This window comes from Halobacillus litoralis (assembly GCF_009856415.1).
Lineage (GTDB): Bacteria > Bacillota > Bacilli > Bacillales > Halobacillaceae > Halobacillus > Halobacillus litoralis_C.
Genome location: NZ_WMEZ01000002.1, coordinates 252483 through 267462, shown reverse-complemented (window position 1 = coordinate 267462; position 14980 = coordinate 252483). Strand labels below are relative to the sequence as shown.

At 43.3% G+C, this 14980-nt stretch carries 19 protein-coding genes; 17 read left to right on the top strand and 2 right to left on the bottom strand.

All coding sequences use genetic code 11. The features are described from left to right. Positions 1–119: 119 nt before the first annotated feature. The 3 genes from GLV98_RS07015 (at position 120) to GLV98_RS07005 (ending at position 2421) form a co-directional block, all read left to right on the top strand. Positions 120–926, top strand: a complete 807-nt coding sequence (locus GLV98_RS07015) for a glutamine ABC transporter substrate-binding protein (RefSeq protein ID WP_160913471.1) — start codon at positions 120–122, stop codon at positions 924–926. 116 nt (positions 927–1042) lie between these two features. Next, the gene (locus tag GLV98_RS07010) at positions 1043–1699 is read left to right on the top strand and encodes an amino acid ABC transporter permease (RefSeq protein WP_160913469.1); all 657 of its coding nucleotides are present in this window, start codon (positions 1043–1045) and stop codon (positions 1697–1699) included. Continuing rightward, positions 1699–2421, top strand: a complete 723-nt coding sequence (locus tag GLV98_RS07005) for an amino acid ABC transporter ATP-binding protein (RefSeq protein ID WP_160913467.1) — start codon at positions 1699–1701, stop codon at positions 2419–2421. Before GLV98_RS07010 ends, GLV98_RS07005 begins: the two co-directional genes overlap by 1 nt. Before the next feature lie 39 nt (positions 2422–2460). Here the strand turns inward: GLV98_RS07005 and GLV98_RS07000 are convergent, their stop codons facing one another. Beyond that, positions 2461–3426 (bottom strand): sodium:calcium antiporter, encoded by a 966-nt coding sequence (locus GLV98_RS07000; RefSeq protein WP_160913465.1) that lies wholly within the window; start codon positions 3424–3426, stop codon positions 2461–2463. 798 nt (positions 3427–4224) lie between these two features. Continuing rightward, complete coding sequence (locus tag GLV98_RS06995) at positions 4225–5418, bottom strand: S8 family peptidase (protein ID WP_202409950.1); 1194 nt, start codon at positions 5416–5418, stop codon at positions 4225–4227. A 451-nt stretch (positions 5419–5869) separates the two neighbouring features. Here GLV98_RS06995 and gvpQ point away from each other — a divergent pair, with 451 nt between their 5' ends. The 14 genes from gvpQ to GLV98_RS06925 all read left to right on the top strand — a co-directional run bounded on the left by gvpQ (position 5870) and on the right by GLV98_RS06925 (position 14961). Continuing rightward, entirely contained in the window at positions 5870–6403 is a 534-nt protein-coding gene (gene gvpQ, locus GLV98_RS06990; RefSeq protein WP_160913463.1) for a gas vesicle protein GvpQ, read from the top strand. 20 nt (positions 6404–6423) lie between these two features. Next, positions 6424–6714 carry a gas vesicle protein GvpJ gene (gvpJ, locus tag GLV98_RS06985; RefSeq protein WP_160913461.1) on the top strand — a complete coding sequence of 97 codons (291 nt, stop codon included), beginning with the start codon at positions 6424–6426 and terminating at the stop codon, positions 6712–6714. 107 nt (positions 6715–6821) lie between these two features. After that, entirely contained in the window at positions 6822–7082 is a 261-nt protein-coding gene (gene gvpO / locus GLV98_RS06980) for a gas vesicle protein GvpO (protein ID WP_160913459.1), read from the top strand. 11 nt (positions 7083–7093) lie between these two features. Beyond that, positions 7094–7999, top strand: coding sequence for a gas vesicle protein GvpN (gene gvpN / locus GLV98_RS06975; protein WP_160913457.1), 906 nt, complete (start codon positions 7094–7096; stop codon positions 7997–7999). A 14-nt stretch (positions 8000–8013) separates the two neighbouring features. Then, positions 8014–8775, top strand: coding sequence for a GvpL/GvpF family gas vesicle protein (locus GLV98_RS06970; protein ID WP_160913455.1), 762 nt, complete (start codon positions 8014–8016; stop codon positions 8773–8775). Next, a complete protein-coding gene (locus GLV98_RS06965; RefSeq protein WP_160913453.1) occupies positions 8772–9026 on the top strand; it encodes a gas vesicle protein GvpG in 255 nt (84 codons plus the stop codon). Before GLV98_RS06970 ends, GLV98_RS06965 begins: the two co-directional genes overlap by 4 nt. 12 nt (positions 9027–9038) lie before the next feature. Further along, a complete protein-coding gene (locus GLV98_RS06960; RefSeq protein ID WP_160913451.1) occupies positions 9039–9857 on the top strand; it encodes a GvpL/GvpF family gas vesicle protein in 819 nt (272 codons plus the stop codon). Beyond that, complete coding sequence (locus GLV98_RS06955; protein ID WP_089651267.1) at positions 9858–10106, top strand: gas vesicle protein; 249 nt, start codon at positions 9858–9860, stop codon at positions 10104–10106. After that, entirely contained in the window at positions 10093–10392 is a 300-nt protein-coding gene (locus tag GLV98_RS06950; protein ID WP_337193726.1) for a gas vesicle protein K, read from the top strand. The genes GLV98_RS06955 and GLV98_RS06950 overlap by 14 nt, the downstream gene beginning before the upstream one ends. Positions 10393–10408: 16 nt before the next feature. Further along, positions 10409–10723, top strand: coding sequence for a gas vesicle protein (locus GLV98_RS06945; RefSeq protein WP_160913449.1), 315 nt, complete (start codon positions 10409–10411; stop codon positions 10721–10723). Between the two features lie 15 nt (positions 10724–10738). Further along, positions 10739–11419 (top strand): YtxH domain-containing protein, encoded by a 681-nt coding sequence (locus tag GLV98_RS06940; protein ID WP_160913447.1) that lies wholly within the window; start codon positions 10739–10741, stop codon positions 11417–11419. 27 nt (positions 11420–11446) lie between these two features. Next, a complete protein-coding gene (gene gvpU / locus GLV98_RS06935) occupies positions 11447–11806 on the top strand; it encodes a gas vesicle accessory protein GvpU (RefSeq protein ID WP_160913445.1) in 360 nt (119 codons plus the stop codon). A 143-nt stretch (positions 11807–11949) separates the two neighbouring features. Continuing rightward, positions 11950–13083 (top strand): acyltransferase, encoded by a 1134-nt coding sequence (locus GLV98_RS06930; protein ID WP_237417062.1) that lies wholly within the window; start codon positions 11950–11952, stop codon positions 13081–13083. 141 nt (positions 13084–13224) lie between these two features. Further along, positions 13225–14961, top strand: coding sequence for a carbon starvation CstA family protein (locus tag GLV98_RS06925; RefSeq protein ID WP_160913441.1), 1737 nt, complete (start codon positions 13225–13227; stop codon positions 14959–14961). Positions 14962–14980: the final 19 nt, after the last annotated feature.

Sequence of the window (14980 nt, the reverse complement as noted above, 5' to 3'; positions counted from 1 at the left end):
AAGTTTAATAGAATAACAAATTTCAGCTTAAAAGACGTTCAAAAGTAGTATTCAGAAAATTTGCAAGAGTAGTAAAATTTGAGATAATAGAAGACACATAATAAAAGGGGGAAAAATGGATGAAAGCAAAATGGTACTTATTCATTATGGTTATGGCTTTAAGTATGCTTCTTGCTGCGTGTGGCAGTGATAGTGAAGCAGGCTCATCAGGAGATTCTGGTGATTCTGGCGGAGAAACGTATACCGTAGCGACGGATAACAACTTCGTTCCATTTGAATTCATGAACGAGGAAACGGGTGAAATGGAAGGGTTCGATATTGATCTAATCAAAGCGATTGCCGATGAAGCAGGGTTCAATATTGAAATTGAATCCATGAAGTTTGACGGTGTTGTCGCTGGTATGCAATCCGGTCGTTATGACATCGGGATTGCTGGTATGACTATTACAGAAGAGCGTAAAGAGACGATCGATTTTTCTGATCCTTATTATGATGCTGGTCTTATGCTTGCGGTCAGCGCAGATAATGATGAAATTCAATCTGAAGATGACCTTGCAGGTAAAAAGGTGGGAACGCGTTCTGGTACGACAAGTGAAACGTACATCAGAGAAAACCACCCGGATGCAGAATTAATTACATTCCCGGGAATCGTGGAAGCTTATATGGACCTTGAGTCTGGTCGTTTAGATGCGGTAATGTATGACGTTCCTAATGTCCAGTATTACGTAGCCAATGACTCTGAAGGCTTGAAAACGGCTGGCGACATTTTACAGGGGGAGCAATACGGAATCGCCTTTCCTAAGGATTCAGAACTTGTGAGTGATGTGAATGAAGCATTGCAAACATTGATTGATAATGGCACGTACGATGACATCTACGAAGAATGGTTCGGTGAGCGTAAATACGGCACAGAATCTTCGGAGTAATAGAGAGAAGCTGATCAGAAAAGCGTAGCAAGTGATTGGCTTGTTGCGCTTTTTCCATGAATTGAATACTGGCATGAACCATTACACCATTCAAAACACAAGGAGCGAATACATATATGGAGTTCATTACGGAATCGCACTATTTTCGTGTCATGCCATTTTTGCTTGAAGGATTGGTATGGACACTACTCATCACGTTTGTTGGATTGATCTTCGGGTTTGTGCTCGGGGCGGTCTTTGGATTCGCACGCTTGTCAAAAAATAAGATCATTTACGGACTTGCGACGGTCTATGTAGAAGCGGTCCGAGGAACACCGATTTTGGCACAAATTTTGTTCATTTATTTCGGTCTATCGGATTTAACCGGAATCAATATTGATAAAATATCGGCTTCCATCATAGCGATTGCCATTAATGCCGGTGCTTACATAGCGGAAATCGTAAGGGGAGCGGTTTACTCGATTGATAAAGGACAGGAAGAGGCCGGACGTTCCATCGGTCTCACACGGAACCAAACGATGCGTTACATCATCTGGCCACAGGCCTTCAGACGGATGATTCCGCCGCTTGGAAACCAATTCGTCATCAGCTTGAAAGATACTTCTCTTTTCTCCGTCATTGCTGTAGGAGAATTGCTTTACATGGGACAACAGTATTACGGAATGACGTTCCAGGCTTTCCAGGCGTTGACGATGGTTTGTGTGATGTACTTGATCATCACGGTGCCGACAGCCGTGTACTTGAGACGAGTTGAAAGGAGACTGGATGTGTAATGATAACCGTCAAAGATTTGCATAAATCATTCGGTTCCAATGAAGTGTTGAAAGGAATCAATGCAGAAATCAAAGAACAAGAAGTGGTCTGTGTCATCGGACCGTCCGGATCTGGGAAAAGTACGTTTTTACGGTGCTTGAACCTGCTTGAGGAAGTCACTTCAGGAGAGGTCATCATTCAGGGGGACAATTTGACTGACCCTAAAATCAATATCAATGATGTTCGCTCCCGTGTAGGAATGGTGTTTCAGCACTTTAACCTTTTTCCACATAAGACCGTGCTTGATAACATTACGATTGGTCCAATTAAAGTGAAAAAGATGAAGAAAGCAGAAGCCGAAAAAGTGGCCCGTCCGCTCCTTGAGAAAGTCGGTCTGAGTGACAAAGCGGACGCTTACCCGGAGAGCCTTTCTGGAGGGCAGAAACAACGTGTGGCGATCGCCCGTTCACTAGCGATGGAACCAAGCATCATGTTGTTTGATGAGCCCACCTCCGCGCTTGACCCGGAACTTGTCGGGGACGTGTTAGCGGTTATGAAGGAATTAGCACAGGAAGGAATGACAATGGTCGTTGTCACCCACGAAATGGGATTTGCCCGCGAAGTCGGCGATCGGGTTTTGTTTATGGATGAAGGCATCATTATGGAAGAAGATGTACCGGATAACCTTTTCGGAAACCCACAAAACCCAAGAACACAGGAATTTTTAAGTAAAGTGTTATAGAAAAAATCCGCAGACATGATGTCTGCGGATTTTTAATGATTAGAAAAGGAAATAAGAGGAGACAAAATACATGACTACGATAAGGAGAGAAGGAGCGGCATAGCGAGCGAAGCTCTCGACCTTTTTCCTCACCATCATGAAAATCGTCAGCACCATCATGCCAATAAATAAGAGAGCGATCGGCAGGTTTCCACCGGAAGTCGCACTTAAAATCGGACCGTTTTGATAAAAGAGGTCGGTGATGGCAAGAAGCTGCAGGTTGAACAAGTTACTACCTAAAATGGAGCCAACTGCCATATCGTAGTTACCCATTTTGAACGCTACAAGGACGGTGACGAGTTCAGGCAGAGAGGTGGAAGCGGCAATCAAAAAGCTCCCGACGAAGCTTGAACTCATTCCTGTTTGTTGGGCCAGCTGGTCCCCTGTGATGGAAAGCGCACTTCCGGCAGCGAAAACAACAATCGCGCTGATGGCAAAACCAATGCTTGCCGCTTTTAAGGAAACATCCTTTCCTGTAGCGGCCGCTTCATCCATTTCTTCTCCTTCATCATTTTCAAAAAAACGGACGGTCAGGACATACAATCCGACAAGAATGAACATTTCGATCCCAATATTAAAAAGAGAAAGGGTAGAATCCAAGAATAGAGAGACTACAACAACTAAAGTAAAAATAATTCCTGCGATCGCGGAAGGGAGATGCTGCTTTTGCTCGATACTGTTGAACATTTTCTGCTTGCGATAGATGAGGTCAACCGCAGCTAGAATCAATACATTAAACACGTTACTACCAAGCATATTTCCTACTGCAATGTCGGGGTTGTCAATATAGACAGCTGTTAAACTAGTCGTCAGTTCCGGTAAAGATGTAGCTCCGGCTATAAGGAATGTTCCGACCACAGCCCCGCTCAATTTAGATTTTTGACTGATGACATCCCCATAGCGATTCAGCTGGACGGCAGCTAGTACGACCACAACAGCTGAGATGGCGAATATTAAAAAGTTCATCATTTTCCTCCTCCAGATTGAGCCAATAAAAAAAGACCTTGGCCCTATTTTCGTGCAGGCCAAGGTCTTGCGTACTATGGTCATAGTTTGGTGAACCGAGTGTTTGCACACTGAAATGACGATTCACCAACCGCATTATACGGTCGCTACTCCCCTTGTTACTATTAATATAGCTAATTCTTATCAAAAGGTCAAAGAAATAGTCTTTCACCTACGACGATGATCTTCAACGTGGAAGACTCAGTTTCGAGACTTTTGTTGAGTGGAGGGGGCTACGGGGAATAGCTCGCTTTCCGCGGGAGCGCGGTGAGCCTCCTCGGACTGCGTCCTGTGGGGTCTCACCCTGCACTTTTTTCCCGCAGGAGTCTCGCCATTCCCCTCCGCCCCTCTGCCATGGAAGATTCTCAAAACCACTTCTAAAAGATCAGCTTTTATCATTAACGATAGTGGATATATAAACCGCTCTACAGAACGTAAAAGCTTGATATAGAGCGCTTTATGCTTGCTTAGGAGGGGGAGAGTGGCAGACACTCCCTCTCGGTATAGGGGTTCGTATCTCCCTTACATTGAATGGGGTGGTTGGGAAGCTGCGAGACTCCCGTGGAGAAGGAGATAGGCGAGATCCCGCAGGACGTAGTCCGAGGAAGCTCGGCGTTCCCCCACAGGAAAGCGAGTTGCTTCCCAGCTACCCCTGACGCTCAACTCAGCAACGAGCCCCGAATCATCTCGAAACTGAGTCTTTAAGAATAGGGAGCTATTGTAAAACAAAAAAAGCGGCCGGGTGGCCGCTTTTTTAGATTAATAGTTTACCGCATCGTAAGAGTTGATGACACCATGTTCGAAGTAGTAGCCGGTACCAGTGATTGGATCAGCTGTTTGTTCGATGGCTGCACGGATGTTGCTGTTGGAGCGTCCTTGAGACGCAAGCAACCCAGCTAGTCCAGCAACATGCGGGGAAGCCATAGATGTACCGGACATGTAGGCATATCCTCTGTTAGGAACAGTAGAAGCGATGTCGACACCAGGAGCTGTCACATCTACCCATGTGCCGTAGTTGGAGAAGGACGCCTTGTTGTTGTTGCTATCGACGGCACCAACAGCGATGGCATTTTCATAGGAAGCCGGCTCAAACGTTGTGGATACTCCATCGTTACCTGCAGCGGCAATGACGACTGAACCATTATTCCAAGCGTAGTTGACGGCATCTTCAAGCGTTTGAGTGTCACAGTTACAACCAAGGGAAAGGTTGATGACTTCTGCTCCTACGTCAGCAGAATAACGGATCGCATCCGCGATGTCGTACAAAGAACCGCTGCCGTTTGCATCAAGTGCACGCACGGCAAGGATTTTCGTGTTTGGAGCCATTCCTGCAACGCCGGACCCGTTATTCGTTTCTGCGGCTGCTGTTCCTGCAACGTGTGTTCCGTGGTTGTTCAAGTCCATTGGATCATAATCGTTGTCTACGAAGTCATAGCCTTTGATCGTTTTACCATCAAGGTCCGGGTGGTTGTAGTCGACCCCAGAGTCGATGATGGCGATTTCCTGGCTACTGCTTCCGCGGGTGATATCCCATGCAGCTTCTGTGTCTGTGTTTTGTGGACCATACTGGTATCCACTATAGTAAGTATCATTTGGCGTCCATGTTGCTTCGAAAACGTAGTTGGGTTCAGCATATTCCACGTTTGGGTTTTTACTGAGTGCTTTTGCTACAGCTTCTACGTTTCCGACTTTAAGTACTTTAACTTTGGAATCGACGAAAGAACGTTCTTCTGAAACTTCCTTAGCTCCGAATTTTTTCAGTTGTTGATCATTCAAAGATTTGCCGTTTTTGAATTTAACCACAACTTCTCCTTTTACGAACTCCCCTTTGTCTTCTTGTACGTTGACTTTGTTCAGTGATTCAGGTTCAGAATCAGCGAACGCCTGCCCTGTTGTTGGCAGGATGGCTAATGTAGCGGCCAGTGATAATGTTGCTAGTTTTTTGAACTTCAAATCTATTCCTCCTTAAAAGTTTATACTCTAGTAATTCTTTGATTTTCGCTGTTTTCCTTCAAAATACGGGTTGGGATAGTTGATATGATGTATGGCTCTTAAAAGGGGTTTTAGAGAGCGATATTCCCAAGTTCATGAAAGCGAAAAGGGTCTTGGGGTTCACTTAAATGGAAGTAAATAGGGAAAAGTGGAATGGTTTGGACGAGAAAGCTAGCCACTTATTTTTTGTGAAGGGCAAGTGTGATTTTTTAATGGAACTGTCATTTTTGTAAAGGAATCTATTTTCCTGTGATTCCCTAGTCTTATAGATTCAGGGTTTCCGTAATATTGGATGTAATTCTTACCATTTTTCAACTTTTTTATCAAGCAAAGGGTTTCATAAAGCCATTCGTGGGAAGTAAGGGTAGAAACCAGCCAAAAATTATATATGAATAGTAACGGGGTGGTATTGATGTCTCATCTACGAAACGGTCAGGAGGAAGATCCATCGATTCTTGATCAAGTGGAAGGAGGTATAAAAAAGTCTGCGGCTGTTATCAAAGATAAGTTGCCAAATCCGGTTAATAAAATTATCCGGAAAGCAGATGACCCTCAAGAGGCGACTGAACATGCCACGGATGAAATGAGTGATCAAGCGGGAGATTTTTTCCGGGAGCAATTCAAAAGGCAGATGCAGTCCCAAATCGAGGACATGAAAGGAGAGCTTCAGGAGAAAACTTCAGCGAATGCAGATCACGTCCATTCAAAGGCTGAGGAAGTAAAGCAGAAGGTTCAGGAACATCTGCTTGAATTCAAGGAAAAACTCGGATCTGTCAAAGAATCCGGAGAGCAGATGCAGCGTTCGATAAGTGAGAACAGTTCTTCAAGTGGAAGGATCAAAGGAGCGAACGATATTAAAGGCATCTCTCATATAAAGAGTTCCGCTTCTATTAAGGGTCCAAAAGATATCAAAGGTTTATCGAGTATCAAAACGTATCATTCGTAAATAAGGAGAGGAGATTTAACATGGCGATTCAAAAATCAACAGATAGTTCTAGTCTTGCAGAAGTGGTTGACCGTATTTTGGATAAAGGGATTGTAATCGACGCGTTTGCCCGCGTATCAGTTGTAGGGATTGAATTGATTACAATAGAAGCGAGAGTAGTTATTGCCAGTGTGGATACATGGCTCAGGTATGCAGAAGCTGTCGGTCTTTTACGCGATGAGGTCGAAGAGGAAGGACTCGGCGGCCGTCTGGGTGAAGGTGAGGAAACATCTTCTCGTACGTCGAACGAACGTGGGGAATTCAGTATATAAACGACTGCCGTTTTTCTAAGAGGGATAGGATGGAATCTCTATTGGTTCCATCTTGTTCCTATATGATGTGAAAACAGATTGATAGGAAAAGAGAGGGATACACTGCTATGAAGGTCTTGAATGAAGTTACCGATTTTTTCAAAGAAAATATTGCACCTCCACATAAAATCATTTCCGCCAGAAAGAAAGATCAGGAATGGCGGGTGTTGGTTGAAGTGATCGAAGAAAAGGAATATATGAAAAAGTATGCCAGAGACCAAATGATTGGGTTATATGAAGTTTTCCTTGATGAGAACAGTGAAGTGACAGGCTTTTCCCGACTAAGCCTCAGGTATCGTACGGACATTGAAGAACAGGTCGAGCAGTAGGAGGCAGGGTGATGAGTGTACTGAAACAAACCAGCAACCGTCCTTCTGCAAACCAACACGTTTACGACCAACCTTTCTTTAAAAACCTGATCCGCCGTTCCTTGAATTATTTATCCGCCGGTTATCCTGTGCATTATACCGGCCCGTCGGGCATCGGGAAAACGACGCTTGCCATTCATGTGGCGAAGCAAAGGAACAAGCCCGTCACCCTGATTTCAGGGAATAAGGATTTGACCAATGACGACTTGATTGGTGCTTATAAAGGATACAGCCGGAAAAAGCTGAACGATAATTTTGTAAGAACCGTTCAAAAGATTGAAGAAAATGTTACGGAAGACTGGGTGAGCGGACACCTGTATGAAGCGGTGAAACATGGCCATACCCTGGTGTATGACGAGTTCACAAGATCGAGTCCGGAAACGAATAATTTGTTTTTGTCTGTTCTCGAAGAAAAGATCCTGCCTTTGTATGGATCGAAATCCAAGGATTCACATATCAGGGTCCACCCGGACTTCAGGATCGTTTTTACAAGTAATCCCGCTGAGTATATCGGGGTTTATGATACGCAGGATGCACTGATGGACCGGATGATTTCCATCCCATTGCATGCCATGAGTTTGGAAGCTGAGGTGGCAGTTGTGATGGAGAGGACGAAAATTAGGCAGAAGAAAGCCGAAGCCATCGTTCGTTTTGTAAGAGAAGTGAAACAATCGATGGATGGGAAAGAAGATTTTCTGAGTTTGCGTGCCTCGATCATGATTGCTGATATTGCTGAAAAAACAAGTGTACGTGTGGATGGAAGAAATGAGGCATTCCAGAACCTATGTCTGGATATGACCTATTTTTCCGTATTATCGGTGACGAAGGATGAAGAAAAAGCAAGGAAAATTATTCTTGATCATTGCAAAAAGGTTTAGGAGGTAGACTGTTTATGAGTGAACAAATGGGAATCTATGTTTTTTGTTGTATTCAAACAACAGAGGAGAAAAGTTTCGGTACGGTTGAATTCGAAGGGGAAGAAAAAGAAGTTTTCACGGTCCATCATAAAGATGCAGCCATGGTAGCTGTAGAAGCTCCGATAAAAATTTATCATCCGAAGAAAAAAGCACTCATGACTCACCAGCAAGTGATTTCGAGAGTCATGGAAACCGAGAGTTCTGTCGTTCCCATCAGTTTTGGGAATGTTTTTAATACGAAAGAAGATACACAAGTGCTCATTGAAAACCTTTATCCTCAACTGGAAAAGTTGTTTGTTGAAGTAAGGGATAAGATCGAAATCGGTTTAAAAATCATTGGAAAAAGAGAGTGGCTGGAAGAGCAGATCAACCAGAGCGACCGGGTGAAAAAGAAAAAGGAAACGGTAGCGAACAAATCGGAAGCGGCCGGTTATTTCGACCGGATTCAACTCGGAGAGATGGCTCGTGACTTTTTTACACAGATTCAGAAAGAAATCGAAACCACCATCCATGGTCCGTTGGATCAATTAGCGGAAGCTTCCCAGGTGAACGATACGATTGGTGAAAAAATGCTTCTGAATGGAGCTTATCTAATAGATCGGGAAAAGGAAGAGGCGTTCGATCAAAAAGTCAATGAACTGCATGAGCGGTGGAAGGAGTATGTTGATTTCAAATATACAGGACCGTGGCCTGCGTATAATTTCATCAACATCAAGCTGAAAGTAGAAGCCTCATGATTCATAAACTATTCACTTCGCCCATCCATTTGATAAAAAAAGTCGGAGAGCATGTAAAAGAAGAAGTGGATAAGGAAATGTACGACATCGAGCATATTCAAAAGAAATTAATCCAGTTGCAAATGATGTATGAATTGGAAGAGATTTCAGAAGAGCATTATGAGGAGCAGGAAGAAGAGCTGCTTATACGCTATGAGGTCGCCAAAAAGCTGGAGATGGAGCAATGGGAGAACATGACGAAAAGGAAGTAAGGAGTTTTCAAGATGGAAAGGCTACTGTATTTGTATGGCATCACTCTTAAAGAGGAAGCAGAATCTCAAACCATCCCTGACCTTAAGGGAATCGATGGGAAGGCTGGTCTTGAAGTGCTGGATTATGACTGGTGTTCAGCAATCGTCAGCCGTGTCGACGACGGAGAGTTTGGAGAAGAGGCATTGGAAACGAACACGCAACAAATGGAATGGGTGCAGGAAAAGGCTTATCTTCATCATGAAATATTAATGAGCTTGAAGAATGTCCTCACCTTGATTCCGATGAAATTTTGTACGATTTTCCAGCATGAAGAAAGTCTGAAAAAGAAGATGGATGCCCATGAAAAAGAATGGATGACGCTTTTAGAGAAGTTAAAAGGAAAAGAAGAGTGGAACATCAAAGTCTTCAACCACTCGGACCTATTAAAAGAGCAGGTAGCAGACCATCATCCTGAGATTCAAAAGAAAAAAGAAGAAATTTCACAGATGTCTAAAGGAATGCAGTACTTGCAAAGGAAAAAACTCGATCAGTCCATTGAGCGGCAAGTATTGCAAGAACAGCAGAAATACGTGAGGCAGTTACATAGTGAGTGGCAGGCACTATGTGAAGACACAGCTGAGAAAAAAGTCTGGAATAAGAACGTTACCGGAAAAGATGCGGATATGTGTTGGAATGGTGCCTACTTGATCGAGCTCGGAAAAGTAGAAACTTTCTTAAAAAATATAACAAACGCAAATGAGCAAGGGGAAAAGGCAGGCTGGGTGATTGAAGTGACAGGTCCATGGCCTCCTTATCACTTTTCGTCACTCTCTAAAAGTGAGGTGGACTGAGTGTCCTACAGAGAAAATTATGAGAATCAGGATATTGCTCTCATCGATATCTTGGATACCGTTTTGGATAAAGGGGTGGCCATCAAAGGGGATATCATCATATCCATTGCCGGGATTGATCTTGTCTATGTGGATTTGAAAGTATTGATTTCCTCTGTAGAAACTCTTGTCCAATCCAGTTTGGATGACTCCCTGAACTCTAAAACGCTGGATAGTGAAAAGGAGGCGTTGGAACGTGTCACAAAATAATTTGCAAGAGCAGCCATTTAAAAGCGGCCGGCTCAATTTAGACCCGGACGGAGCGGAGCAAGGGCTTGCGCAACTCGTCTTGACCGTCATTGAACTGCTTCGTCAACTCGTGGAAAAACAAGCGATTCGCCGTGTGGATGGTGGAACGTTGTCCGAAGAGCAAATCGAGCAGCTGGGTGTGGCTCTTATGAACCTCGACGTGAAAATGGATGAACTGAAAGAAATTTTCGACCTGAATGATGAAGATCTCAATATCGATCTCGGACCTTTAGGCAATTTGTTATAAAAAGGAGGCATCTTAGATGTCCATTGAACACCCGACTCAGTCAAACAGTATTGTGGATGTGTTAGAAACCGTTCTGGATAAAGGAGTGGTCATCGCCGGTGATATCAGGGTGGGGTTGGCAGACGTGGAGCTTCTAACGATTAAGATCCGCCTCATCGTCGCCTCTGTCGATAAAGCGAAAGAAATCGGCATGGACTGGTGGGAAACCGACCCGTATTTGAATTCCAAAGCCGCTCAATCAAATAACGAAGCATTAGAAAAAGAAAATGAAGAACTGCAAAAACGCATTGCACAATTGGAGAAAAACATGCAGGAAGTCTATCAAAAATAAGAGGAGAGATGAACCATGAGTGAATCCAAAACACAGTTGACCCACCCTACAAATGAAGAGAACAAACAGCAAGAAACAGAAAGCAAGAGTAATCACCGGGTGACCAAAGCTATCGTAGGCGGGGTGCTTGGAGCAGCGGCTGGATATTTTCTGAAACCGAATCGCGCAGAAGAACAAAAGGGAAGTATGAAGGAAAAAGCAGAAAAAGCCGGTGGACACCTGAAGGATTTGAAAAACCAAACGAAGGATAAAACGAGTGAAATGGTCGGTCGTGTGAAAGACAAAGTGAAAAGCGGTTCTGATGAAGAGGAAGAAAAGGAAGAAACACCTTCCCTAAATGGAGCGGATCTTTCTCAAAAACAACTGGAGTCCCCTGATGAAGCGGCTGCCACGGAGGAAACCGATCACGCTGATGATGAACAAATGGGCACCGCTGATAATGAGGAAACGGAAGAAGAAAAAACAGAGAATGAAGGTACGTTAAACAACGGTGAGGAAGAGGATACTCAAGAAAGTGAAGAACCTGTGAACAACGAGGAAGAGGATGCTCAAGAAAGTGAAGAACCAGTAAACAACGAAGAAGATGAAGCTACTCAAGAAAGTAAAGAACCAGTAAACAACGATGAAAATAAAGGTACAAAAGAAACGGTGAAAACAGGGACGACATTAACCGTTAATGACGATACGACAAAGTAAAAATGCTTATAGGAGGGAAAAGGATAAATGGATAATATTCTACGAAATTTTGTAAAAGCAGCAAATCAGGGGGATTTTTCTCTTGATATTACGTTGAACGTCAATGGTGCGTTAGTTACTGGAACAACGGTATCTGCGAAGAAATATATGCAATCGTTGAGCCGTACCTTTGAAAACGGTAATGAGATTTCCCAGGAATTGAGTGAGAAATTGTCCCGTGCGAGTGAGGTCAACTATGCACATGAGGAAATCAACTATATCCATCTGGAAGAGGCGCAAGTGTACAATGGCGATTCCCAGCCCACGCCTTCGGAAGGGAGTTTTTACTGGCGGGGGAAACTTGACGAAGTGGATGGTTTTTTCCTTGGGAAGATTGACGCTACTTAAGCGTTGTCACATGTCCAATATCTACCTTAAATATTACCATAATTAAAAAAGAGATTATAAAACAGCAACAACCCCAAAAATGAAGCTTGACCATGGTAAGATGACGTGTGTTTAAATCATGATTACAAATGAGGTTGATAAAAATGGCTAGAGAAAAAATTGAGTCTATCTTTCTATTACGGCTCTTTGCCATGGTCATGGTGGTTCTCGTTCACGTCACGGGAACGTATGCCTCCATTTTACCGGCAGATGGTGATGCGTTCGAAAAGTATCATTTTCTCAATAGAATTATAAGAATAGAAGCAGGGATCTTCATTATGATCACTGCTATGGTGTTTTTCTATAAATATATTGAACAGAAAATGGATTGGAATGAATTAAAGTCTTTTTATAAGAAGAGGGCTTTATATATTGTTGTTCCTTATCTTGCTTGGGCATTATTCTATGAAGTTTACTCCATCTATATAGGAGCTGTACCTTTTAATGTTAGTGAAATAGCTTTGCGCATTTTAAAAGGGGAATCGTTTTATCAGCTCCATTTTATATTCTTGATTGTGCAATTTTATTTATTTTTTCCAGCTATTTTATTTGTTGTAAAGAAAGTAACGTTTTTTAGGAAGTATCTATGGTTTTTTGGAATGCTCATCGCTGTTATGTACCATTTTCTTAATCGTGAGTATCAATTTATTCCTTTTACTTTCTTTTTGAGCAGTATGGGGCCGTATTTATTAGGGGCCTGGATTGGTATGAACTTTAAAGAACAAAAACAAAGAATTTATAACAAATCAACCATTGCTTGGGTTTTTGTCGCCGTTGCAGCGGGGATTGCAACTGTCCAACTTTACTACCATCTCTACACGGTATCTTCTATTTATTTACCGGGGTGGACGTATTTGGTTGTGAATTTAATTTATATGATGGCGGGTAGCTATGTAATGTTCAGGTTGATGGAAATCATCTCACGCAAATGGAGACCGATTCTTCCATACGTGAAGAATATTGCTGTTTATTCGTTTGGTTTTTATCTACTCCATCCGATTGTTTTGAAAGTAGTAGCGCAGGTTGTACCAACTCCGAGTAACTATTGGTTTCATATTGGTATAATGCTGAGGTTTGGTCTGACATTGTTTTTCTGTTATCTCATCATTTGGCTTGCTCATCGTTACTTGCCTTTTGCCGGTTTGCTTTTTGGTAAGTTGCCAAAAGGGAAACCTACTTTCCTAGGAATTACACGTTCTGTTAATAACTATGATGAAGTAAAAACATCCGCTCAGTAAGAGGGAAGCAAGAGCTTCTCTCTTTTTTTATCTATTATTTTCAGAAAAATCTGTATATGCATTGAATTTAGAAAGGGAAGTAATATATAATACATTTAAATGTAAACGCATACATAATTTTGTAGATTGAGGAGGGTTTTTGTGAGTGGGATTTGGTTAGCTGTCGTAGGAGGTCTCGTCTTTTTTTTAGGTTATCGGTATTATTCGAAATTCATTGCTGAAAAAATCTATCGTCTCGATCCGAACTATGTCACACCCGCCCATCAGTATAAGGACGGTGTCGATTTTGTCCCGACGAATAAGTTCGTGTTATGGGGACACCATTTCACTTCCGTTGCAGGGGCAGCGCCGATTGTCGGACCAGCGATTGCCGTGTATTGGGGCTGGCTGCCGGCTGTGCTCTGGGTATTGTTAGGAACTGTTTTTGCAGCCGGGGTCCATGATTTCGGTACACTTGTGTTATCGGTAAGGAACAAAGGACAATCGATCGGTACGCTAGCCAGTAAATTGATCGGTCAAAAGGCGAAAGTGTTGTTTTTATTTATCATTTTATTGCTTGTTTTAATGGTAAACGCTGTTTTTGCCTGGGTCATTGCGAATCTATTCATTTCATTTCCTGCGAGTGTCCTATCTGTTTTCATTCAAATACCACTGGCCATCTGGATTGGTTACAGTGTGTATAAAAAGCAAGGGAATATGCTGCTTCCATCCATCGTAGCGCTTGCGGTCATGTATTTAGCAGCAATCGTTGCGAGTTATGTACCTGCTTTGCAAATCGACCTAGTCCGCTATTTTGGCGGCGAAGGTGCTTCAACATTATTTGGACTTAATGCGACGTCCATGGCCTTCTTCGTATGGATTGTCGTCTTGATGGTGTACGTGTATATCGCTTCCACCTTGCCTGTTTGGAAGCTTTTGCAGCCGAGAGACTATATCAACTCCCATCAGCTAATTGTTGGACTTGGTCTTCTTTACTTGGGACTGCTTTTCACAAACCCTGAAATTACGGCACCTGTGACAAACGCTTCTGCGGATACGTCCTGGTTCCCATTGTTGTTCATCACAATTGCATGTGGAGCCATTTCCGGCTTCCACGGTCTTGTGTCGTCCGGTACATCTTCGAAACAGTTGAATAAAGAGACAGATGCTCGTTTTGTCGGTTATTTGGGCTCAGTCGGTGAAGGGGCTTTGGCTCTTGTTGCAATCATCGCTGTTGTTACATTTTTCCCTACAGCAGGTGAATTTTCAGCGACATACAGCGGGTTTACAGCGGCGAGTGGTGCTGGACTTGGCGTCTTTATCCAAGGGGCTGGGCAGCTTGCTTCTGGACTTGGAATTCCTGCATCTGTTGCAGCAACGATTGTTTCTGTCATCGTCGTAAGCTTTGCGGCAACGACACTAGACTCTTCTGTTCGTTTGATGCGTTATATCATTGCAGAACTGGGGACGGAATATAAGCTGACGCCACTGACGAAAACGCATGTCGCGACAACCGTCGCCGTTGTTTCCAGTGCGGCTTTGACTTTAATCCCTCAAGGTCCTAAAGGGTTCGGCTCTGGTGGGTACTTGCTTTGGCCTTTATTTGGAACCTCGAACCAGCTTTTGGCAGGGATCAGTTTGTTACTTGTTTCTATTTGGTTGAAACGTCAAGGACGAAACTATCTGCCTACAATCATACCGATGGTCTTCCTCATGTTTATGACGTTGTGGGCCATGATTGACCAGGTGGTGACTGAGTGGGCGCCATGGAATGAAGGAAGCGACTGGATGCTGTTTACTTTCGGTGCCATCATCCTTGTGTTTACCTTCTGGATTCTCATTACAGCGTTTTCTGCGATTGCAGGGAATCGTGACGATTCTATTGAGAAAAGTGCGTAATCATAAAAGGAAGCCGGCA

Bases quoted from the DNA above. Each gene is read 5' to 3' on its own strand.
- gvpU (WP_160913445.1), top strand. From the start codon at position 11,447: ATGGATAATATTCTACGAAATTTTGTAAAAGCAGCAAATCAGGGGGAT.
- GLV98_RS07005 (WP_160913467.1), top strand. From the start codon at position 1,699: ATGATAACCGTCAAAGATTTGCATAAATCATTCGGTTCCAATGAAGTG.
- gvpQ (WP_160913463.1), top strand. From the start codon at position 5,870: ATGTCTCATCTACGAAACGGTCAGGAGGAAGATCCATCGATTCTTGAT.
- GLV98_RS06930 (WP_237417062.1), top strand. From the start codon at position 11,950: ATGGCTAGAGAAAAAATTGAGTCTATCTTTCTATTACGGCTCTTTGCC.
- GLV98_RS07000 (WP_160913465.1), bottom strand. From the start codon at position 3,426: ATGAACTTTTTAATATTCGCCATCTCAGCTGTTGTGGTCGTACTAGCT.
- gvpO (WP_160913459.1), top strand. From the start codon at position 6,822: ATGAAGGTCTTGAATGAAGTTACCGATTTTTTCAAAGAAAATATTGCA.
- GLV98_RS07015 (WP_160913471.1), top strand. From the start codon at position 120: ATGAAAGCAAAATGGTACTTATTCATTATGGTTATGGCTTTAAGTATG.
- GLV98_RS07010 (WP_160913469.1), top strand. From the start codon at position 1,043: ATGGAGTTCATTACGGAATCGCACTATTTTCGTGTCATGCCATTTTTG.
- GLV98_RS06970 (WP_160913455.1), top strand. From the start codon at position 8,014: ATGAGTGAACAAATGGGAATCTATGTTTTTTGTTGTATTCAAACAACA.
- GLV98_RS06965 (WP_160913453.1), top strand. From the start codon at position 8,772: ATGATTCATAAACTATTCACTTCGCCCATCCATTTGATAAAAAAAGTC.
- gvpJ (WP_160913461.1), top strand. From the start codon at position 6,424: ATGGCGATTCAAAAATCAACAGATAGTTCTAGTCTTGCAGAAGTGGTT.
- GLV98_RS06945 (WP_160913449.1), top strand. From the start codon at position 10,409: ATGTCCATTGAACACCCGACTCAGTCAAACAGTATTGTGGATGTGTTA.
- GLV98_RS06960 (WP_160913451.1), top strand. From the start codon at position 9,039: ATGGAAAGGCTACTGTATTTGTATGGCATCACTCTTAAAGAGGAAGCA.
- GLV98_RS06940 (WP_160913447.1), top strand. From the start codon at position 10,739: ATGAGTGAATCCAAAACACAGTTGACCCACCCTACAAATGAAGAGAAC.
- gvpN (WP_160913457.1), top strand. From the start codon at position 7,094: ATGAGTGTACTGAAACAAACCAGCAACCGTCCTTCTGCAAACCAACAC.